We start from the raw sequence: 21,487 nt of genomic DNA, 5'->3' as shown, positions 1-21,487 counted from the left end.
GTAGCGCAGCTTGGTTTTCTCTCAGGTGCCACCGGTTACAGTGACGGCCGATGACGACGAGTAACACACCGACGACCCCCACCGGGGCCGGCATCGGGCGCACGTTGGCCCTCGTGGCCGCAGTGGTCGCAGTTGTCGTGGCCGCCGGTTGCGCGGTCTGGTTCGGCTACCAGGGATACCAGGCCTACTTCGTGCAGAAGCCGATCCAGGATGCCCGCGACGGTGCCGTCGACGGCGCCGAGCAGGCCATCATCAACGTGACGACCGTGAACCCGAAGGACACGGCCGAGTGGAAGCGTCGGGTCGACGCGTCGCTGACCGGCAAGGCTCGCGAGCAGATCACGAAGCAGGACGTCAGCAACCTCAACTCGATGATCTCGCAGGCCGGACCCCAGGCCGCGACCCTGACCTCACGGCTGGTGCGCAGTGCGCCGTCGGAGGTGGACGCGGACGGCGGCTCGGCCAAGGTCCTCGTCTACGTCGCGGCGACCTCCAAACGGGAGAACGAGGCCGGCGTCACCCAGACCATGGGCTTCTCGGTCTCGATGACCAAGGTCGGCGACGACTGGAAGGCCGACAACATCGTCCCGCTCGACTCGCTGGCCTATCAGGACCCGGGCACCGCCGCAGCGGTGCCCGGCGGTGGCGGCGCCGCGCCGTCGACCACCCCGGGAGGCAACTGATGACCAACCCACGCCCCCCGCGTAAGAAGACCAACCGCAACGCCGCCCGTCGCGTCGCGGGTCACCCCCGTCCGGGCAGCTCGGCTCCTGCCGGTTCCGGCCCGGAGTCCCCAGACCTCGCCGACGGAACCCCAGAATCCGCCGATGGAACCCCGGATCGCGCCGAGGGAACCCCGGATCTCGCCGACGGAACCCCGGATCGCGCCGACGGAACCCTAGAAGCCGCCGAGGGAACCCCGGAACCCGCCGACGGAACCCCAGATCTCGCCGACGGAACCCCAGATCTCGCCGACGGAACCCCAGATCTCGCCGACGGAACCCCAGATCTCGCCGACGGAACCCCAGATCTCGCCGACGGAACCCCAGATCTCGCCGACGGAACCCCAGATCTCGCCGACGGAACCCCAGAACCCGCCGACGGAACCCCAGAACCCGCCGACGGAACCCCAGAACCCGCCGACGGAACCCCAGAACCCGCCGACAAGCCCAGGCCGACGGCCAAGAAACCGGTGGCGCGGGTCTCGACGCTGAGGCCCAGCGACCCGGCTGCGGCCAGTGCTTCCGGGTCTCGGCGCAAGCGCAGGTTCACCTCGTCCGCGCCCGGGTCGGGTCGCCGACGAACCATCGCCATCCTGCTCGCCGCGGCGGTGATCCTGGGCATCTTCGCCCTCATCGCCGGATTGCACCCCGGTGCGAAGATCGGCGCCAACAAGGCGTTCGTCGACCAGGCGGCGACCACCGAACTGACCTCCCAGGTGCAGAGCAAGGCCTGCAATCTGACGGTCGACACCGCGGACGTGAACAAATGGGCGGACAAGGCCCGGTCGGTGCTGACCGGAGAGGCGCGCAGCGAGTTCGACAAGTACCTGCCTCAGCAACGTGAGATCCTGCAGCAGACCAAGGCGATCGCCGACTGCCGCGTCGAATCCGTCGGCGTCGCCGATCTCAGCGGCGGCGGCGACGGGGACACCGCTCGCGTGGTCGTGAACATGATCGTCAGCCAGGAGCAGGCCGGCATCGCCGGACAGAGTGCCGCGCCGCGCTACCAGTTCGCGATGGTCAAGCAGGGCGACGACTGGTTGATCAACAAGGTCGAGGCCTTCTGACGATCGCCCACCGAAATCCGCCTACCGAAATCCGCCCACTGAAATCCGCCCTCGGTGAGCGCTCGGCCGGCGAAATGCCGTTGCCGGGCCGCTCACGGGCGGTTTTCGGCGGGCGATCGTCGGCTCGAATGTCTGGTTGGTCCCTCTGCGCAGGTAACACCCGACTTTTCTGCCGCAAATATGCGCGTAGCGCTTGACGAACGGACGTTGTCGGGCCACGCTGTCACCAGTGAATGACGTGCAGGCAGCCATCAGCGCGGAGTCGCTTCAAGACGTGACTTGACAAAGTACGTCTATTTTCTGCTACAGTTGGACGTTGCGCTGGCTGCCTCCTGTCCACTTTCCGATCCTTCCTCAGGCCACCTTTGCTGTGTGTGCTCGTGGTGATCGCCGAAATCGCAGGTGTCACCCCAGCGAACGGCCCATCAAGCCAAGCACCGAGCTAGGTAGAACACTTCGTGTTGGAAGGACGCATCTTGGCACTCGACCGCCAGTCCACCTCAACCATCCCCGGCGCGCCGAAGCGCGCATCGTTTGCAAAAATCAGTGAGCCGCTGGAGGTCCCCGGCCTCCTCGACCTGCAGCTCGATTCCTTCGAGTGGCTCGTCGGATCGCCGGAGTGGCGCGCCAAGGCAATCGCCCGTGGCGACGACAACCCGACCGGCGGCCTCGAGGACATCCTCCACGAACTGTCCCCGATCGAGGACTTCTCCGGCTCGATGTCGCTGTCCTTCACCGATCCGCACTTCGACGAGGTCAAGGCCTCGGTCGAGGAGTGCAAGGACAAGGACATGACCTACGCGGCGCCGTTGTTCGTCACCGCGGAGTTCATCAACAACAACACCGGTGAGATCAAGTCGCAGACCGTCTTCATGGGCGACTTCCCGATCATGACCGACAAGGGCAGCTTCATCATCAACGGCACCGAGCGTGTCGTGGTGAGCCAGCTCGTGCGCAGCCCCGGCGTCTACTTCGATGCGAACATCGACAAGACCACCGAGAAGACCCTGCACACCGTCAAGGTGATCCCCGGCCGTGGTGCTTGGCTGGAGTTCGACGTCGACAAGCGTGACACCGTCGGCGTCCGCATCGACCGCAAGCGTCGTCAGCCGGTTACCGTGCTGCTCAAGGCGCTGGGCCTGACCACCGAAGAGATCAGCGAGCGCTTCGGCTTCTCCGAGATCATGATGTCGACCCTGGAGAAGGACAACACCGCCAACCAGGACGAGGCGCTGCTCGAGGTCTACCGCAAGCTGCGTCCGGGCGAGCCGCCGACCAAGGAGTCCGCGGAGAACCTTCTGGAGAACCTGTTCTTCAAGGAGAAGCGCTACGACCTGGCCCGTGTCGGCCGCTACAAGGTCAACAAGAAGCTCGGTCTGACCGCGAACCCGATGACCGGCGACTCGGTTCTCACCCGTGAGGACATCGTCGCGACCGTCGAGTACCTGGTGCGTCTGCACGAGGCCGATCCGCACGCCACCACCTACATGACCGTCCCCGGCGGCGTCGAGGTCCCCGTCGAGGTCGACGACATCGACCACTTCGGCAACCGTCGTCTGCGTACCGTCGGCGAGCTGATCCAGAACCAGATCCGTGTGGGTCTGTCTCGTATGGAGCGAGTCGTGCGTGAGCGCATGACCACCCAGGACGTCGAGGCGATCACCCCGCAGACCCTGATCAACATCCGTCCCGTGGTGGCGGCGATCAAGGAGTTCTTCGGAACCAGCCAGCTGTCGCAGTTCATGGACCAGAACAACCCGCTGTCGGGTCTGACCCACAAGCGTCGTCTGTCGGCGCTGGGCCCCGGCGGTCTGTCCCGTGAGCGTGCCGGCCTCGAGGTCCGCGACGTCCACCCGTCGCACTACGGCCGTATGTGCCCGATCGAGACCCCTGAGGGTCCGAACATCGGTCTGATCGGTTCGCTGTCGGTGTACGCGCGGGTCAACCCGTTCGGTTTCATCGAGACCCCGTACCGCAAGGTCGTCGACGGTGTCGTCACCGACGACGTCAAGTACCTGACCGCCGACGAAGAGGATCGCTACCTCGTCGGCCAGGCCAACACCAACTACGCCCTCGACGGTCGCATCACCGACGAGCGCGTGCTGGTTCGCAAGAAGGGCTCCGAGGTGGAGTTCGTCAGCGCGAACGAGGTCGACTACCTCGACGTCTCGCCGCGCCAGATGGTGTCGGTCGCGACCGCGATGATCCCGTTCCTCGAGCACGACGACGCGAACCGCGCCCTCATGGGTGCGAACATGCAGCGTCAGGCCGTGCCGCTGGTCCGTAACGAGTCGCCGCTGGTCGGCACCGGTATGGAGCTGCGTGCCGCGGTCGACGCCGGTGACGTCGTGGTGTCCGAGAAGACCGGTGTGGTCGAGGAGGTCTCCGCCGACTACATCACCGTGATGTCCGACGACGGCAGCCGCGACACCTACCGGATGCGCAAGTTCGCCCGCTCGAACCACGGCACCTGCGCCAACCAGCGTCCGATCGTGGACGAGGGGCAGCGCGTCGAGACCGGCCAGGTCCTCGCCGACGGTCCGTGCACCGAGAGCGGCGAGATGGCCCTCGGCAAGAACCTGCTCGTGGCGATCATGCCGTGGGAAGGCCACAACTACGAGGACGCGATCATCCTGAGCCAACGGCTCGTGGAGGAGGACACCCTCACCTCGATCCACATCGAGGAGCACGAGATCGACGCCCGCGACACCAAGCTCGGTGCCGAGGAGATCACCCGGGACATCCCGAACGTCTCCGACGAGGTCCTTGCCGACCTCGACGAGCGCGGCATCGTGCGCATCGGTGCCGAGGTCCGTGACGGCGACATCCTGGTCGGCAAGGTCACCCCGAAGGGTGAGACCGAGCTGACCCCGGAGGAGCGTCTGCTCCGCGCGATCTTCGGTGAGAAGGCGCGCGAGGTCCGTGACACCTCCCTCAAGGTGCCGCACGGCGAGACCGGCAAGGTCATCGGCGTCCGCGTCTTCAGCCGCGACGACGACGATGATCTGGCTCCCGGCGTGAACGAGCTCGTGCGTGTGTACGTGGCCCAGAAGCGCAAGATCCAGGACGGCGACAAGCTGGCCGGCCGTCACGGCAACAAGGGCGTCATCGGCAAGATCCTCCCCGCCGAGGACATGCCGTTCCTGCCCGACGGCACCCCCGTCGACATCATCCTGAACACCCACGGTGTGCCGCGTCGTATGAACATCGGCCAGATCCTGGAGACCCACCTCGGTTGGGTCGCCAAGGCCGGCTGGAACATCAACGTCGCCAACGGGGTGCCCGACTGGGCGTCCAAGCTGCCCGAGGACATGTACTCGGCGGAGCCGGACACCAACACCGCCACCCCGGTGTTCGACGGTGCTCGCGAAGAGGAACTGCAGGGTCTGCTGTCCTCGACACTGCCGAACCGTGACGGTGAGGTGATGGTCAACGGCGACGGCAAGGCGACGCTGTTCGACGGTCGTTCCGGCGAGCCATTCCCGTACCCGGTGTCGGTCGGCTACATGTACATCATCAAGCTGCACCACCTGGTCGACGACAAGATCCACGCGCGTTCGACCGGTCCGTACTCGATGATCACGCAGCAGCCGCTCGGCGGTAAGGCGCAGTTCGGTGGTCAGCGCTTCGGTGAGATGGAGTGCTGGGCCATGCAGGCCTACGGCGCCGCCTACACACTGCAGGAGCTGCTCACCATCAAGTCGGACGACGTGGTCGGCCGAGTGAAGGTCTACGAGGCGATCGTCAAGGGCGAGAACATCCCGGAGCCGGGTATCCCCGAGTCGTTCAAGGTTCTGCTCAAGGAGCTGCAGTCGCTCTGCCTCAACGTGGAGGTGCTCAGCTCCGACGGCGCGGCCATCGAGATGCGCGACACCGACGACGAGGATCTCGAGCGTGCTGCGGCAAACCTGGGAATCAACCTGTCGCGCAACGAATCCGCGACGGTCGACGACCTGGCCAACTGATGCGGTCGCAAGCTCCCGCATGGGCCAACTGACCCCACCGACGATCAACTGACAGAGCTCTCGAAAGGTAACAAGTGCTCGACGTCAATTACTTCGACGAACTGAAGATCGGTCTTGCGACGGCCGATGACATCCACAACTGGTCGTACGGTGAGGTCAAGAAGCCGGAGACCATCAACTACCGCACGCTCAAGCCGGAGAAGGACGGACTCTTCTGCGAGAAGATCTTCGGACCGACCCGCGACTGGGAGTGCTACTGCGGTAAGTACAAGCGCGTCCGCTTCAAGGGCATCATCTGTGAGCGCTGCGGCGTCGAGGTGACCCGCGCCAAGGTGCGTCGTGAGCGGATGGGCCACATCGAGCTGGCCGCCCCGGTCACCCACATCTGGTACTTCAAGGGTGTGCCGAGCCGGCTCGGCTATCTGCTCGACCTGGCGCCGAAGGATCTCGAGAAGATCATCTACTTCGCCGCCTACGTCATCACGTCGGTCGACGACGAGCTGCGCCATGCGGAGCTGTCGACCCGTGAGGCCGAGATGGAGGTCGAGAAGAAGGCCGTCGCCGATCAGCGCGACGTCGACCTGAACGAGCGTCAGCAGAAGCTCGAGGCCGACCTCGCCGAGCTGGAGGCCGAGGGGGCCAAGGCCGACGTGCGCCGCAAGGTGCGCGACGGTGCCGAGCGCGAGATGCGCCGCATGCGCGATCAGGCCCAGCGTCAGCTCGACGACCTCGAGGAGATCTGGGACCGCTTCGTCAAGCTGAGCCCGGGCGAGCTGATCATCGACGAGAAGCTCTACCGTCAGCTCGACGAGCGTTTCGGCGAGTACTTCGCCGGCGCCATGGGTGCCGAGGCGATCAAGAAGCTCCTGGAGAACTTCGACATCGACGCCGAGGCCGATTCGCTGCGCGAGACCATCCGCAGCGGCAAGGGCCAGAAGAAGCTGCGTGCGCTCAAGCGACTCAAGGTCGTCGCGGCGTTCCAGCAGTCGGGCAACTCGCCGCTGGGCATGGTCCTCGACGCCGTGCCGGTGATCCCGCCGGAGCTGCGTCCGATGGTGCAGCTCGACGGTGGCCGCTTCGCGACCTCCGACCTCAACGACCTGTACCGCCGCGTCATCAACCGCAACAACCGCCTCAAGCGACTGATCGACCTCGGAGCCCCCGAGATCATCGTCAACAACGAGAAGCGGATGCTGCAGGAGTCGGTCGACGCCCTCTTCGACAACGGCCGCCGCGGGCGTCCGGTCACCGGACCGGGCAACCGTCCGCTGAAGTCGCTGAGCGATCTGCTCAAGGGCAAGCAGGGTCGTTTCCGTCAGAACCTCCTCGGCAAGCGTGTCGACTACTCGGGCCGTTCGGTCATCGTGGTCGGCCCGCAGCTCAAGCTGCACCAGTGCGGTCTGCCGAAGCTGATGGCGCTCGAGCTGTTCAAGCCGTTCGTGATGAAGCGCCTCGTCGACCTGAACCAGGCGCAGAACATCAAGTCGGCCAAGCGCATGGTCGAGCGTCAGCGCCCCGCAGTGTGGGACGTCCTCGAAGAGGTCATCGCCGAGCACCCGGTTCTGCTGAACCGTGCGCCGACGCTGCACCGCCTCGGTATCCAGGCCTTCGAGCCGCAGCTGGTGGAAGGTAAGGCCATCCAGCTGCACCCGCTGGTCTGTGAGGCGTTCAACGCCGACTTCGACGGTGACCAGATGGCCGTGCACCTTCCGCTGTCCGCGGAGGCGCAGGCCGAGGCGCGCATTCTCATGCTGTCGTCGAACAACATCCTGTCGCCGGCCTCGGGCCGCCCGCTGGCCATGCCGCGTCTGGACATGGTGACCGGTCTGTACTACCTGACCACCCTCAAGGAGGGTGCGGCAGGCGAGTACTCGGCCGCCACCACCGACGACGTCGAGCGCGGTGTCTACTCGACCCCGGCCGAGGCCATCATGGCCGTCGACCGCGGCGCGCTCACCGTGCAGTCGCAGATCAAGGTGCGGCTGACCGATCAGCGTCCGCCGGCCGAGATCGAGGCCGAGCAGTTCCCCGACGGCTGGAAGTACGGTCAGCCGTGGGACATCGAGACCACGCTGGGTCGTGTGCTGTTCAACGAGCTGCTCCCGGTGGAGTACCCGTTCGTCAACGAGCAGATGCCGAAAAAGCGTCAGGCCGTGATCATCAACGATCTCGCCGAGCGGTATCCGATGATCGTGGTCGCGCAGACCGTCGACAAGCTCAAGGACGTCGGCTTCTACTGGGCCACCCGCTCGGGTGTGACCGTGTCGATGGCCGACGTGCTCGTGCCGCCGGCCAAGGCCGAGATCCTCGACAAGTACGAGGAGCGGGCCGATGGTCTGGAGCGCAAGTTCCAGCGCGGTGCGTTGACGCCGGAAGAGCGTCGTGACGCTCTGGTGGAGATCTGGAAGCAGGCCACCGAAGAGGTCGGCCAGGCGATGGAGGCCCACTACCCGGACGACAACCCGATCCCGATGATCGTGAAGTCGGGTGCCGCGGGCAACATGACCCAGATCCGCTCGCTGGCGGGCATGAAGGGTCTGGTGACCAACCCGAAGGGTGAGTTCATCCCGCGTCCGATCAAGTCCTCGTTCCGCGAGGGCCTGACCGTGGCGGAGTACTTCATCAACACCCACGGTGCCCGTAAGGGTCTGGCCGACACCGCGCTGCGTACCGCCGACTCGGGTTACCTGACCCGTCGTCTGGTGGACGTCAGCCAGGACGTCATCGTTCGCGAGACCGACTGCCAGACCGAGCGTGGCATCACCACAACGATCGCCGAGAAGCAGGCCGACGGCACGATGATCCGCGATGCGCATGTGGAGACCTCCACCTACGCGCGGACCCTGGCCGCCGACGCCCTCGACGAGAACGGCAACGTGATCGTCGAGCGTGGACACGACCTGGGCGACCCGGCCATCGAGGCTCTGCTCGCGGCCGGCATCACGCAGGTCAAGGTGCGCTCGGTGCTCACCTGTGCCACCGGCACCGGTGTGTGTGCGCACTGCTACGGACGGTCGATGGCCACCGGCAAGCTCGTCGACATCGGCGAGGCCGTCGGTATCATCGCGGCCCAGTCGATCGGTGAGCCCGGTACCCAGCTGACGATGCGTACCTTCCACCAGGGTGGCGTCGGTGAGGACATCACCGGTGGTCTGCCGCGTGTGCAGGAGCTCTTCGAGGCTCGTGTGCCCAAGGGCGTCGCTCCGATCGCCGAGGTGTCCGGACGGATTCGCCTCGAAGACGACGACCGCTTCTACAAGATCACCGTCATCCCCGATGACGGCTCGGAAGAGGTTGTCTACGACAAGATCTCGAAGCGCCAGCGTCTGCGTGTGTTCAAGCACGACGACGGCAGCGAGCGTCTGCTCGCCGACGGCGACCACGTGGAGGTCGGCCAGCAGCTCATGGAGGGCTCGGCCAACCCGCACGAGGTGCTGCGCGTGATGGGACCCCGTCAGGTGCAGATCCACCTGGTCAACGAGGTCCAGGAGGTCTACCGCAGCCAGGGTGTGTCGATCCACGACAAGCACATCGAGACCATCGTGCGTCAGATGCTGCGTCGCGTGACGATCATCGACTCCGGTGCCACCGAGTTCCTGCCCGGTTCGCTCACCGAGCGGTCGGACTTCGAGTCGGAGAACCGTCGCGTCGTGACCGAGGGTGGCGAGCCCGCCGCCGGACGTCCGGTGCTGATGGGTATCACCAAGGCATCGTTGGCCACCGAGTCGTGGCTGTCGGCGGCGTCGTTCCAGGAGACCACGCGTGTCCTGACCGATGCGGCCATCAACAGCCGCAGCGACAAGCTGATCGGTCTCAAGGAGAACGTGATCATCGGTAAGCTGATCCCGGCCGGTACCGGCATCAACCGGTACCGCAACATCCAGGTTCAGCCGACCGAAGAAGCACGTGCCGCGGCCTACGCGGTGCCGTCCTACGACGACACCTACTACAGCCCGGACGGCACCTTCGGTGCCCCCGCCGGCGCTGCGGTGCCGCTGGACGACTACGGCTTCTCCAACGACTACCGGTAGGCATCTTCGCTGATCGAGTAGCCCGAGGCGCCAGCCGAGGACTGAGCTCGCTGATCGAGTAGCCCGAGGCGCCAGCCGAGGGCGTATCGAGATCACGTAAGCCGAAACCACGAACGGCCCCCGCACTTTCGAGTGCGGGGGCCGTTCTGCGTCTGCCCGGTTCTTCCTCCCGCTTTTCGTGGATTCCCCGAAAACTGCTGGGGAACGAAACAAGAAGCGACAGAAGAAGTCTCGGAACCTTAGGCCTCGTTCGCGGCGGTGCGGGCCGCCTGTAGGCGAATCCCCTCCAACAGCAACTCGAGCCCGGCCCGGAACTGGTCGATGTCCTCGTGGCCGTCGAACTCGTCGACGATGTAGTGCATGAACGGGTAGCTCTGTACGTCGAGTGCTCGCCATTGATCGGCGATCCCGTGCAGATAGGTCGTGGCCTCCACGGTTCCGGTGAGCACCTCCTCGGGGGGCTCCTGGCCCAGGTCGGCGGCCACGCCGATGACGTACCCGAGGACGGCCGACACCGCGTGAAAGCTCTGTCGGGGTGAGAGATCCAGGCGCATCACCTGCTCGCCGAGCCGTTCGTAAAGGACCAGGGCGTTGGATTGGATCGTGGTGTTGCGCATGAAGTACGCGGCGAGCCAGGGTCGCTCCGCGATCGCCGAGAAGACGGTCACCGCGATGCCCCGGATGTTGTCGATCGGATCGCCGCCGTCGTCGAAGAACTTCTCGGCGTCGGTGAGCATTGTCGCCACCACGTGGTCGGTGGCGCGGTCGAGCAGTTCGTCCTTGTTGGAGACGTACCAGTAGATACTGCCGACGCCACCGCCGAGCCGGGCTGCCAGGGCCCGGAAGGTCAGGGCCGGTTCGCCGGACTCGTCCAACAGGGCGACGGCTGCCTCCACGACGGCTTCCAGTGAATGCGAGACGCGCCGTCGGGTGCCGCGTCGTTCGGGTGCCATGACGTCTATCCCATCACATCGGCACAATCACGCTTGCGTCGGACCGAACGGCGTTCTATTCTCGAACCATGTTCGACACTCGAACAACGTTCGATGAAAGGAGGTGCTGCGATGACCTCGGCAACTGAAACTGTTCCGGCCCGTACCTACGGGTCGCTGCGCGCCGCGTGGATTCCGCTCGCGGCCCTGTGTCTGGCCTTCTTCGTGGAGATGGTCGACAACACCCTGCTCACCATCGCCCTGCCGACGATCGGTCGTGACCTCGGCAGCGGTACCACCGCACTGCAGTGGGTTACCGGGGCGTACTCGCTCACGTTCGGCGGCCTGCTGCTGACGGCCGGTTCGGCGGCCGACCGACTCGGTCGGCGTCGCGTACTGCTCATCGGTTTGGCTGCGTTCGGCCTGATCAGCCTCGCGGTCGTCTTCGTGCACTCCGCAGGGCAGCTGATCGCGCTCCGTGCCGCCCTCGGCGTCGCCGCCGCCGCGATGGCGCCGATCACCAACTCGCTGGTCTTCCGATTGTTCGAGTCAGAACAGCTGCGGATGCGTGCGATGACCATCATGATCGTCGTCGGCATGAGTGGCTTCATCCTCGGTCCGCTGCTCGGCGGCACCGCGCTGGCCCACGTCAGTTGGGAGTGGCTGCTGGTGGTCAATGCGCCGATCGCGCTCATCGCGTGGATCGGGGTGCGTCTGGGAGTGCCGGCCGATCGCCGGGAGGACCTGACCGCTGACCGGCTGGACCTGCCCGGCGCGGTGCTGAGCATCGCCACCATCGGCCTGGCGTGCTACATGCTGACCAGCGGGGTGGAGCACGGCTGGGCGTCGATCGCGACGGTGGCCTGCGCACTGGGCGCCGTGGCCGCGCTCGTCGCCTTCATCTGGCATGAGCGTCGGACCCCGCAGCCGATGCTGGATCTGACCATCTTCACCTCCGGCACCGTGCGGGGCGCGGCCATCGCACAGGTCGGGACCTCGATCGCGATGGCCGGGGTGATGTTCGGTCTGATCCTGCACTTCCAGTACGCCTACGGGTGGAGCCCGATGAAGGCCGGTCTGGCGAACCTGCCGATGATCGTCACGATGATCGCGGCGACTCCCATTTCCGAGGGCCTGGCCAGGCGGTTCGGGCACCGGATCGCCTGCCTGGTCGGCGCGGTTCTGCTGGCCGGTTCGCTGGCCGGACTCGCGTGGGGCGTCGACCACGGCTACCTGGCGATCGCGGTCTTCATGGTGACCCTGACCATCGGCCTGCGCACGGTCATGACGATCTGTGCGGTCGCCCTGGTCGCGGCGATGCCCGAGAACCGGACCTCGATCGGTGCGGCGCTCAACGACACCGCGCAAGAGGTCGGGACCAGCGTCGGCACCGCCGTCGTCGGCACACTGATCGCCGCGCTGGTGACCGTGAGTCTGCCGACCGGGATCTGGAGCACCGACCTGGTGACATCGTTCTTCCATGGTGAGCGGATCACCTACGCGGTCCTGGCGGTGATCGTGGGAATCGTCGCGGGATGGGGTGCGCTCACGCTCACCGATTCGCGCGCCACCGAAGAACCTCACTGATCCTTCCGAGCCGGAGCCGTCGGCAAATCAGGTCAGCGGTCGACCGACGAGCGGACGGCGGCCCGCACCTGGGCGGCGATGGCCGCGCCGGCGCTCAGCGGCCAACGGTTCATGATGTAGTCGGCAGCCTGGTCGACGGTGAGCTGGCGAGTGGAATTGCCGCTGCGCACCCAGAACTCGGGCGCCGCGTTCTTGCCGGATCGCAGGTAGACCGGTCGCGGCGACGGCGAGCAGCCGACCCGGCAGACCGGTCGCGGGCCGTCGGCGGTCGCGACGTCCTCGATGGTGATGCGGACCGAGGCCGCCGTGGTCTGGCCGAGGGTGGTGGTGAACAGGTCGCGCAACCACAACTCGAAGCGATCCGCATCGGGCACCTTGAGTGTCGCGTAGTCGGCGTCGAGTCCGAGCGCGGTGCCGTCGTCGTCGACGCCGATCAAAAGTGTGCCGCCGCGGGCGTTGAGGAAGGCCGACACCGTCTTGACGATGACATGCTCCATCCGGGCGTCCTTCTCGCCGGAACGCAGGTTGATCCGGGCGGTCGACTTGAACTCGACGCGCTCGGATTCGCCGGCGGCCATGAGGTCGGTGACCGGGGAATGGCGCTGACGCTGGAACCGTGCGGTGACGAGCCCGTAGAGACCGACGGACACGATCGAACTGACCAGCCCGAGCGCGATGGTGACGCCGCTCCACACCCGCAAGGTCGGGTCGATCAGACCGGCGATCATGAAGCCCACGGCGGAACCCAGGATCGCGACCACCATGGATGTCGTGGTGTTCAGTCGGGCACGTCCGCGCAGCAAGACCCGGGCGGTGCCGCCGAACAACCACGCCAGCACCAGCACCGCCACCAGCGCACCGGCGGTGATCCACACCGGAACCCCGACCTCCAGGACCTTCTGCGCCGGCCCGTCTGCCACGACGAGCGTCACTGGTTCGTTCACGGTCACAAGTATGTCGAAGCGGACATCGTGCGCTACGGCGGAGGTGGGCGGGGACTGCGTACGTCGGTATCCGCGCATCCACTGCGCATCCGCGCGTGTCGCGACACGCGCGGATGCGCGCTCGGTGCGCGGTTGTTCGGGGCGGCGCCCTCAGCCACGTGACCCCAACCCGTATACCCGCCGCGCATTCTGAGACCCGATGAGCTCGCTGATCCGCAGCGCGTCATCGACGCTCCACGCACCGTTATCGACGAACCCCTGCAGTACCGTGGCCAGCCCGTCCCGCCACAGCCGCGCGCCGAGGTAGTGCAGCTCGGCGGGACCGAACCCGTCCGAGGAGTACAGGACCTTGCGGAACGGGGCGAGCTCGAGAATGCGGGCGATGAGCTCGGGGGAGCGGGCGCCGAGGTGGTGCACGGCCAGCCCGACGTCGACGTAGACGTTGCTGAACGCCTGCGCCAGATACCCGGCCTCACGCTCGAACGGGTAGCAGTGGAGCAACATCACCGGGGTGTCGCCGCTGCCCCGGAGAAAGTCCAGCAGCAACAGGGGATTGGTGCGATGCAGGTCGGCGTCGCGATCGCCGAGCCCGACATGGACCTGCAGTGGCTTGCCCAGGAGCAGACCTCGATGTAGGCCGAACCGCAGCAGGGTGCGGTCGGTCAGCCGCCGGCCGCCGACGTCACGCCATCGACGGGCCGCCTCTTCGACGTCCCGCGGCTCGGGATCGGACAGATCGCCGTCGAAACCGCCGCGATAGGCGAGAATCGTCTTGGTGCCGACCGCGGTCCGGGCACGGTCGGAGAGGACCGCGTCGAACGCGTCGGCGTATCGGCCACCCATCACGACGGCTTCCTCGGCGATGGACTCGAGTCGAATCACCTCGTGGGCCGCCGACCCTGCGAGCCGACTCAGTGTGTCCGGGTCGACGACACCGGGTAGTCCGGTGTCGACGATCCAGTCGCCGACACCGGCCGCAGACAGGAAACGCTGTGCGACATCGGGTTCGGCGAACTCACACCGACGTCGCCAGTACATGTCCGCCGACGCGTGCGGGTCCAGCCCGAGTATCGGTGCGCACCACCGTCGCACCGCGAAGCCGATCTGAGAATCGAACGGGGCGTCGTCGGCGCAGAGCGCACCGGTGTTGCCTTCGTTCAGTGCGCCCTCGAAGCGTGTGCGGTCGACATCGTCGATCCAACAACCGTGGACGTGATGGTCGACGAGGGCGAGATGGGCGATGTGTTCCGCGACCCTGCCCGCAGCCGCCGTCATGCCCTCAGACGCTCCACGCCAACCGGAACCGGTCGGTCAGCGTCTGCGGGGTGTGATCGGGGAAGTGCGTGACCTCGTAACGGCGAACGGCGACGAGCGCATCGACGGCCCGATCGCCGAGGATCCCGCGCAGCCGGGTCGACGATTCCATGGTGTCGACGATCCGCCGCTGATCGTCGGACAACCCGCGGATGCCGGCGGCATCACGCTCCTGCGACGTCATGGTGCCCGGATCGACGGTGACCTCCGCCGGCAGCGGTATCCGCCCGGCGACTCCGGCAAGGGCCGCACCAAGGATGGCCGCGGTCGCGAAATACACGTTCGCCGACGGATCGATCGCCTTCACCTCCACGTTGGCGCCCCGCGGACTCGCCGGTCCGGCCTGGATCAGCCGGACCGCGGCCTCCCGGTTCTCCACGCCCCAGCACGCGAAGGCACCGGCCCACTGCCCGGGCAGCATCCGCAACCCCGACACCGCGGACCCGCACAGCACGCCCTGCAGGTCGACCATGGTGTCGACGATGCCCGCCACCGCATGCTCTCCGTCGGTCGTCATCCCGGCGGTCCCCGAACCCCCGGAGAACACCGGGTCATCGCCGCGATGCAGCGAGATGTGTTGGTGTGCGCCGCAACCCACCCCGTCGGCAAACGGTTTCGGGGAGAAGCTCACCCGCATCCCGTGCCGTCGGGCCACCCGGCCGAGGACGATCCGGGTCACCACGAGCTGATCGGCCGCGGCGATCGGATCACGGGGTTCGATCGACATCTCGAACTGCAGCTGACCGTATTCGGGATGGAACTGTTCGACGCCGACCCCGGCGGCCCGGCAGTCGGCGAGCACATCGCGCACGAACTCCTCGTGCTCGAACACGCCCGCCGCGCCATATTGGGCCCACAGGTGTGACGGCAGACGGGCGCCGTCCGGGCCGACCAGCACGAACTCGAGTTCGTGCCCGACGAGCGCATGCAGACCGGCCTCGGCGAGCGCGTCGACCACCCGGCGCAACGTGCCCCGCGAGCACTGCGGCACCGGCGCCCCTGCCGGGTCATAGAACTCACCGGGCGCCCAGGCGAGCGTCGGGTCGAGGGTCCGCATCGCGTCGAGGTCCACCCGGATCCGCTGGTCGCCGACGACCCCGATGGCGTCGGTGAACGCGATACCCACCTGGTCGACGGCGAAGGCATGCCAGGTCGGGCTCGCGCCGAGACCCGTTGACGCGAAGACGGGAACGCGGGTCTGCGGCACGGTTTTGGCGAGGATCAGGCCCGCCGGATTGACGATTGTGCCGATCAACGCGGTCGGCTCGGAACCCGGAAAGCCCGATTGCATACCTCACAGTGTCGTGCCCCCGCGCCGCCGCCGCATGCGAATGGCGCACGCAACATCCGCGCTCGCCGGCGGAGGGCCCGCGCCTGCACAACGCGGGCCGTCTCGGTTCACGCGGCCCGTCGACGGCCCGCGCGGACCGATCCGACCCGCGCTGACCGATACAGCCCGCGCTCGCCTACGCGACCCGCGTTCCGCGGAACGTCGAGATCGTCAGCCCTGGGATTCGTACCGGTACGGCAGGTATTGCACGTTCCAGTGGTTGCCGTCGGGGTCGTCGAAGTAGACGAAATGACCCCATGCCTGCTCGTCGACGTCGCTGACCTCGACACCGGCGTCGACGAGGTGCTTTCGGGCGGCGTTGATGTCGGAGACACACAGCATCAGCGGGCCGACGTTCGCGGGAGCGCCATCGACGATGCCTTTGCCGAAGGCGATCGAGCAGCCGGACCCGGGTGGCGTCATCTGGACGAACCGGATGTCGTCGGTCGGCGATTGATCGTGATCGGGGTTGAACCCGATCCGGGAGTAGAAGTCCTTGGCGCGGTCGACGTCGGTCACCGGCAGAAACGCGACCTCGAGTGTCCAGTCCATGATGATCCCTCACTTTTCGAGTTGGTGAAACCTTCTGATACGAGTGTGCCGTTGATAGCGGACAGTTTCGGTCCTCAATGATCAACGAGATCGGCGCGCCGCACCGGCCGTGATGACCGACGCCGACCGGCTGTGCGCAATACGCTGACACGGTGCAGCCCGATCGGCCGGTGACCATCTTCGGTCCCGACTTCCCCTTCGCCTATGACGACTGGATCACCCATCCGGCCGGCATCGGAACGGTACCCGAGCATGCTCTCGGCTCCGAGGTCGCCGTCATCGGAGCGGGGATGGCCGGGATGGTCGCCGCGTACGAGTTGATGAAGATCGGACTGCGCCCGGTGGTCTACGAGCCGGAGCGGATCGGTGGCCGACTGCGGTCGGAGCATTTCGTGCCCGGCGAACCCGAGGTGGCCGAACTCGGCGGCATGCGTTTCCCGGCGTCGTCGTCGACGTTCTTCCACTACGTCGACACCTTCGGGCTGCGCACACGACCATTCCCGAACCCGCTCACCGAGGCCGCCGGCAGCACAGTGATCGACCTCGGCGGGGAAACCCTCTACGCCCGCACGCTCGACGACCTGCCGCCGATCTACACGGAGATCGAACGTGCCTGGGACAGCGCGCTGGAACGCGTGGCGGGGTTCTCCGGGCTGCAGGAGGCGATCCGGGACCGGGACCGCCCGCGACTCAAGGAGCTGTGGAACCGGCTGGTCGTGGACTGGGACGACCGCAGCTTCTACGACTTCCTGGCCACCTCCGAGGAGTTCGGTTCCCTGACGTTCCGCCACCGCGAACTGTTCGGCCAAGTCGGATTCGGCACGGGTGGTTGGGATTCCGACTTCGCGAACTCGATGCTGGAGATTCTCCGGGTGGTGGTCACCAATTGTGACACCGACCAGCATCTGGTCGTCGGCGGTGCGGAGCAGGTGCCCCGGCGCCTGTGGTCGGACAGCCCCGCCACCATCCGGTACTGGCCGGTCGGGACCAGTCTGTCGTCGTTGCACAGCGGCGTCCCCCGGGCGGGCGCGGCGGCGGTCCGACGAGTCGGCCCGAATCGCATCGAGGTCGTCGACCGGTGGGGCGACACGCGAGAGTTCCCGTCCGTCGTGGCCACCTGCCAGGCATGGCTGCTGTCCACCGAGATCGAATGCGACGAAAGCCTGTTCAGTCAGGATCTGTGGATGGCGCTGGACCGCACCCGCTACATGCAGTCGTCCAAGACATTCGTGATGGTCGATCGCCCGTTCTGGCTCGACCGGGATCCGCGGACGGGTCGCGACGTGCTGAGCATGACCCTGACCGACCGGCTGACCCGCGGCACCTACCTCTTCGACAACGGACTCGACCGCCCAGGCGTCATCTGCCTGAGCTACACCTGGATGAGCGATGCGCTCAAGGTGCTGCCGCACCCGGTGGAGAAGCGGGTCTCGCTGGCACTGGACGCATTGCGCAAGATCTATCCCGACGTCGACATCGCCGAGCACATCGTCGGGCGCCCATTGACCGTCAGCTGGGAGGCCGAACCGCATTTCCTGGGTGCATTCAAGGGTGCGCTACCGGGCCACTATCGATACAACACCCGGATGTACGGGCACTTCCACGGTCAGGAGCGGCTGCCCGACGCCGAACGCGGCATCTTCCTCGCCGGCGACGATGTGTCGTTCATGCCCGCATGGGTGGAAGGGGCGGTGCAGACCGCGCTCAACGCGGTGTGGGGTGTGATCAATCATTTCGGCGGCGCCTCTCACCCGGACAATCCGGGACCGGGGGATCGCTACGCCGACCTCGGGCCCATCGACATCGGACCGTGAGAGCATGACATCTGACACCAGCCGTTTCCGGATAGCTCTCTGGCAGTGCGCATCCCGCCCCGGGCAGGTCGCCGAGAACCTCGACCGCCTCGACGCGGCCGCCGCCGATGCCGCCGATCGTTCCGCTGACCTGCTCATCACGCCGGAGATGGCGGTCACCGGCTACAACATCGGTGCTGACGCGGTGAGCGACCTGGCCGAATCCGTCGACGGCCCGATCGCCGACCGCGTCGCCGAGATCGCGGTACAGCATGGCATCGCGGTGCTCTACGGATGTGCCGAACGGGCCGACGATGGCCTGGTGTACAACGCCATCCGGCTCGTCGACCGACACGGTGCCCGGGTCGCCACCCATCACAAGACCCACCTGTTCGGTGACCTCGACCGGGAGATGTTCGCGGCGGGTGACACGCCGCCGCCGGTCGTCGAGCTGTCCGGGTGGCGGCTCGGGCTGCTGACCTGTTACGAGGTGGAGTTCGGTGAACTCGTCCGGTCCCTGGCGCTCCGCGCGGCCGACGTCGTCTGCGTGCCGACGGCGAACATGATCGCCTACGACGTGGTCCAGGATGTGCTGCTGCCGGCCCGCGCACTGGAGAGCCAGGTCTTCGTTGCCTACGCGAACTACTGTGGCACAGAGCATGATCTGGAATACGGTGGGCGCAGCGAGGTCGTCGCGCCGAGTGGCGAGGTTCTCGCCGAGGCGGACCGTTCGCCGACGTTGCTCGTCGCCGACGTCGACCGCGCGACGCTCATGCAGTCCCGGGATGCCTATCCCTACATGAAGGATCGTCGACCGGAGATTTACTGAGATGTCAAGCAGGCGGATCGATTTTGCCTCTGGACAGAGTGTGCTCCGTACCCTACGGTAGCGTTACGCGCCAGAACTTACCGGCCAGTAGGTCGGCGCAGGGGGGTCGGTATCACCTCGGAGGGCCGCGAGCATTGGTTCCGCGGGTACGAGGTGTCATCTCCGACAAGCGGTTTGAAGATGGTTTCGGAGATCGGTTCCGGCTCGGAGGGTCGGCGTCCGGTGTAGTCAGTTCGTCGTCATGCGTCTACGTGTCGGGGGCGCGCCAGCGTGACGCCGCATGTTCACATGTCTCATGAGGGGGATCCATGACCGACACAATCACTTTTCGCGTGCGCAACTGCGTCGATGGTTCGCTGCGACGTCCGATGGCCCTGATCGAGGCGATCGAGGTCGAGGAGCTCATCGTCATCCCGGGTGTCGACGCGCTTCTCGATGACCCGCACGAGTTCGGGTTGAGCTTCGATTCGTCGATCGCCCTGTCCGGGTTGCTGCGCAAACATGCTCATCGCGTCGGTGTCCTCAAGCGGATGGCGGCCGAGGAGCTCACCGAAAAAGATTGTAGCCGAGAGACTCTGGATCAGATCCCGGCCGCCTTGCCGGTGCGCGCGGTGCGATTCATCGCATCGCAGCCGAAATGGGCGGCCGATCGGCGCGGGATCGAGATCGTCCGGATCGCGTTCTCCTTCGTCGCGGTGCACGCGCTGACTGATCCGACCAACTGCCATACCGCTTCGCGGGCACTGCATCTGCGGCCACGACCGCTCCACGACGACCGGGAATTGTTGCGGACGGTACTGGGTGAGGCGATGCCCGGACTGGACGGCCACGCGTCGCAGTTGCTGGCCACCTACATCAGCAAGGCCAGTGCCTTCTTCGCCGACCCTGACGATGTTCGATGGTCCACGCCGTTCCGCGGCGACACCCACCCGCCGCGGGCATCCGCGTCGCTGCTGGACTACAACCCGGACGCACTGAGTGCGGCCTGCCGTTCGATCGGCCTCGACGCCACCGGGCTCCGCATCGCGCCTCGAAAAGTGCGCTGACCAGCCACTTCTGTGCCAAAGTGGTGGCCGTCACCCAGCGTAGAAATTGTGTCTCAGACCACTGGACAAGGCGTCGATATTACCCTACGGTAGGTTACGCATCGGTAAGCTACGCAGGGGTAGGTGCGGCCCGATGCTCCATCTTTCGGCACGTCGGAGGGAATTGATGGTGGGGGCGCGGCATCGGTTGAGGGGTCTGGCGGTCACGGCGGCGATTCTGGCGGCGGTGGTGGTCATGGGCCGGTTTCGCGCCGGCGGGGGCCGAGCCGAGGGCCGCGTTCGCGGCTTCGTCCGTGGCCGCCCCGTCGAAGGCGGAGATCGACCAGGCGCAGCGTCTGACCGATGCCATCAATGCCGCTGCGGAGCCCGGGTCACCGCGAGCGGTGAACGGTCTGCGCCGCGACGTCGCCACCCGGCCGCTGGGCCCCATCGCGGACACCCGCGGTGTCGGCCCCGCGCAGTGGGGCTTCTGGTCGGCGTTCGCCTATTCGCAGTTCCACCCTGAGGTGGCGCCACCCGGAGCGAACGACTGGGGCTGCAAGCCGAAAAGCGGTCAGCGGCCGGTGATTCTGGTCCACGGCACATGGGAGAACGCCTACAACAACTGGGCCGCGTTCGCGCCGGTCCTGAAGCGGGCCGGCTACTGTGTGTTCGCGCCCAACTACGGACGTACCGACCTGCTCAACGGAGGTGGACTCGGCGTGGTGCTGCCGGGCACGAACGGCGAGGCCGCCATCGAATACTCGGCCGCCCAGTTCGGCGCTTACGTCGACAGAGTACTGCGCGCGACCGGCGCGAAAAAGGTTGATGTCATCGGGCATTCGCAGGGTGGGCTGATGGTGCGGCAGTGGATGAAGTTCGGTGGCGGCGCAGATTACCGCCATCCCGAACGATCCAAGATCGGCAAGCTGATCACCTTCGGTGCCACCAACAAGGGCACCACGCTGCTCGGCATCGGCGCGCTCGGTCGTGGTATCAACAACCTGGGGCCGGCGTTCAATGTCCTCGGTGTCACCGAGATATTCGTGGGTCGGTCCGGAATCCAACAGACCGTCGACTCGCCGTTCATCAAGAACCTGAACCGATCCAAGCTGGTGTTCCCGGGAGTCGACTACACGATCGTCGGTTCCCGGTACGACGAGGTCACCACCCCGTTCGACCTCACGTTCATCCACCGGCCGGGAGTGAAGAACATTGTGCTGCAAGACGGTTGCGAACAGGACACCTCCGATCACCTGGCGATGTCCTACTCTCCGCGGGCGATCTCGATCGCTCTGCGCGCACTCGACCCGACACGGTTTGCGCGCCTCGCGTGCGGTCCGAGCCCCTGGTTCTTCAGTTTCTGACCACGAGGAGTCTGTTGCTGGCCGAGGAG

At 66.4% G+C, this 21,487-nt stretch carries 14 protein-coding genes; 9 read left to right on the top strand and 5 right to left on the bottom strand.

The window, feature by feature from the left end:
- The first annotated feature begins 50 nt into the window (after positions 1 to 50).
- The 4 genes from ACVT6V_RS26245 (at position 51) to ACVT6V_RS26230 (ending at position 9,785) form a co-directional block, all read left to right on the top strand.
- A complete protein-coding gene (locus tag ACVT6V_RS26245; protein WP_489897000.1) occupies positions 51 to 683 on the top strand; it encodes a hypothetical protein in 633 nt (210 codons plus the stop codon).
- Positions 683 to 1,789: a hypothetical protein gene (locus ACVT6V_RS26240; RefSeq protein WP_489896999.1), complete on the top strand. Its 1,107-nt coding sequence runs from the start codon at positions 683 to 685 to the stop codon at positions 1,787 to 1,789. Before ACVT6V_RS26245 ends, ACVT6V_RS26240 begins: the two co-directional genes overlap by 1 nt.
- Before the next feature lie 476 nt (positions 1,790 to 2,265).
- On the top strand, positions 2,266 to 5,754 hold the full coding sequence (gene rpoB, locus ACVT6V_RS26235) for a DNA-directed RNA polymerase subunit beta (RefSeq protein ID WP_489896998.1): 3,489 nt from the start codon (positions 2,266 to 2,268) through the stop codon (positions 5,752 to 5,754).
- Between the two features lie 74 nt (positions 5,755 to 5,828).
- The gene (locus tag ACVT6V_RS26230) at positions 5,829 to 9,785 is read left to right on the top strand and encodes a DNA-directed RNA polymerase subunit beta' (RefSeq protein WP_489896997.1); all 3,957 of its coding nucleotides are present in this window, start codon (positions 5,829 to 5,831) and stop codon (positions 9,783 to 9,785) included.
- A gap of 239 nt (positions 9,786 to 10,024) precedes the next feature.
- Here the strand turns inward: ACVT6V_RS26230 and ACVT6V_RS26225 are convergent, their stop codons facing one another.
- Positions 10,025 to 10,738 (bottom strand): TetR/AcrR family transcriptional regulator, encoded by a 714-nt coding sequence (locus ACVT6V_RS26225; protein ID WP_489896996.1) that lies wholly within the window; start codon positions 10,736 to 10,738, stop codon positions 10,025 to 10,027.
- 111 nt (positions 10,739 to 10,849) lie between these two features.
- Between ACVT6V_RS26225 and ACVT6V_RS26220 the strand changes: the two genes are divergently transcribed.
- Positions 10,850 to 12,304 (top strand): MFS transporter, encoded by a 1,455-nt coding sequence (locus ACVT6V_RS26220; RefSeq protein ID WP_489896995.1) that lies wholly within the window; start codon positions 10,850 to 10,852, stop codon positions 12,302 to 12,304.
- Positions 12,305 to 12,336: 32 nt separating this feature from the next.
- Here the strand turns inward: ACVT6V_RS26220 and ACVT6V_RS26215 are convergent, their stop codons facing one another.
- The 4 genes from ACVT6V_RS26215 to ACVT6V_RS26200 form a co-directional block, all read right to left on the bottom strand.
- Positions 12,337 to 13,248 (bottom strand): AlbA family DNA-binding domain-containing protein, encoded by a 912-nt coding sequence (locus ACVT6V_RS26215; RefSeq protein WP_489896994.1) that lies wholly within the window; start codon positions 13,246 to 13,248, stop codon positions 12,337 to 12,339.
- 150 nt (positions 13,249 to 13,398) lie between these two features.
- Positions 13,399 to 14,523 (bottom strand): amidohydrolase family protein, encoded by a 1,125-nt coding sequence (locus ACVT6V_RS26210; RefSeq protein WP_489896993.1) that lies wholly within the window; start codon positions 14,521 to 14,523, stop codon positions 13,399 to 13,401.
- A 4-nt stretch (positions 14,524 to 14,527) separates the two neighbouring features.
- On the bottom strand, positions 14,528 to 15,853 hold the full coding sequence (locus ACVT6V_RS26205) for a type I glutamate--ammonia ligase (protein WP_489896992.1): 1,326 nt from the start codon (positions 15,851 to 15,853) through the stop codon (positions 14,528 to 14,530).
- 210 nt (positions 15,854 to 16,063) lie between these two features.
- Positions 16,064 to 16,444 (bottom strand): VOC family protein, encoded by a 381-nt coding sequence (locus ACVT6V_RS26200; RefSeq protein WP_489896991.1) that lies wholly within the window; start codon positions 16,442 to 16,444, stop codon positions 16,064 to 16,066.
- A 152-nt stretch (positions 16,445 to 16,596) separates the two neighbouring features.
- Here ACVT6V_RS26200 and ACVT6V_RS26195 point away from each other — a divergent pair, with 152 nt between their 5' ends.
- The 4 genes from ACVT6V_RS26195 to ACVT6V_RS26180 all read left to right on the top strand — a co-directional run bounded on the left by ACVT6V_RS26195 (position 16,597) and on the right by ACVT6V_RS26180 (position 21,458).
- The gene (locus tag ACVT6V_RS26195) at positions 16,597 to 18,258 is read left to right on the top strand and encodes a flavin monoamine oxidase family protein (protein WP_489896990.1); all 1,662 of its coding nucleotides are present in this window, start codon (positions 16,597 to 16,599) and stop codon (positions 18,256 to 18,258) included.
- A 4-nt stretch (positions 18,259 to 18,262) separates the two neighbouring features.
- Positions 18,263 to 19,066, top strand: a complete 804-nt coding sequence (locus ACVT6V_RS26190; protein WP_489896989.1) for a carbon-nitrogen hydrolase family protein — start codon at positions 18,263 to 18,265, stop codon at positions 19,064 to 19,066.
- Between the two features lie 308 nt (positions 19,067 to 19,374).
- Positions 19,375 to 20,112: a hypothetical protein gene (locus tag ACVT6V_RS26185; protein ID WP_489896988.1), complete on the top strand. Its 738-nt coding sequence runs from the start codon at positions 19,375 to 19,377 to the stop codon at positions 20,110 to 20,112.
- Between the two features lie 293 nt (positions 20,113 to 20,405).
- Complete coding sequence (locus tag ACVT6V_RS26180) at positions 20,406 to 21,458, top strand: esterase/lipase family protein (RefSeq protein WP_489896987.1); 1,053 nt, start codon at positions 20,406 to 20,408, stop codon at positions 21,456 to 21,458.
- The last annotated feature ends 29 nt before the right edge of the window (positions 21,459 to 21,487 follow it).

Source organism: Gordonia sp. LMA167 (assembly GCF_058130025.1).
This window is presented reverse-complemented; position numbering and strand designations above follow the sequence as displayed.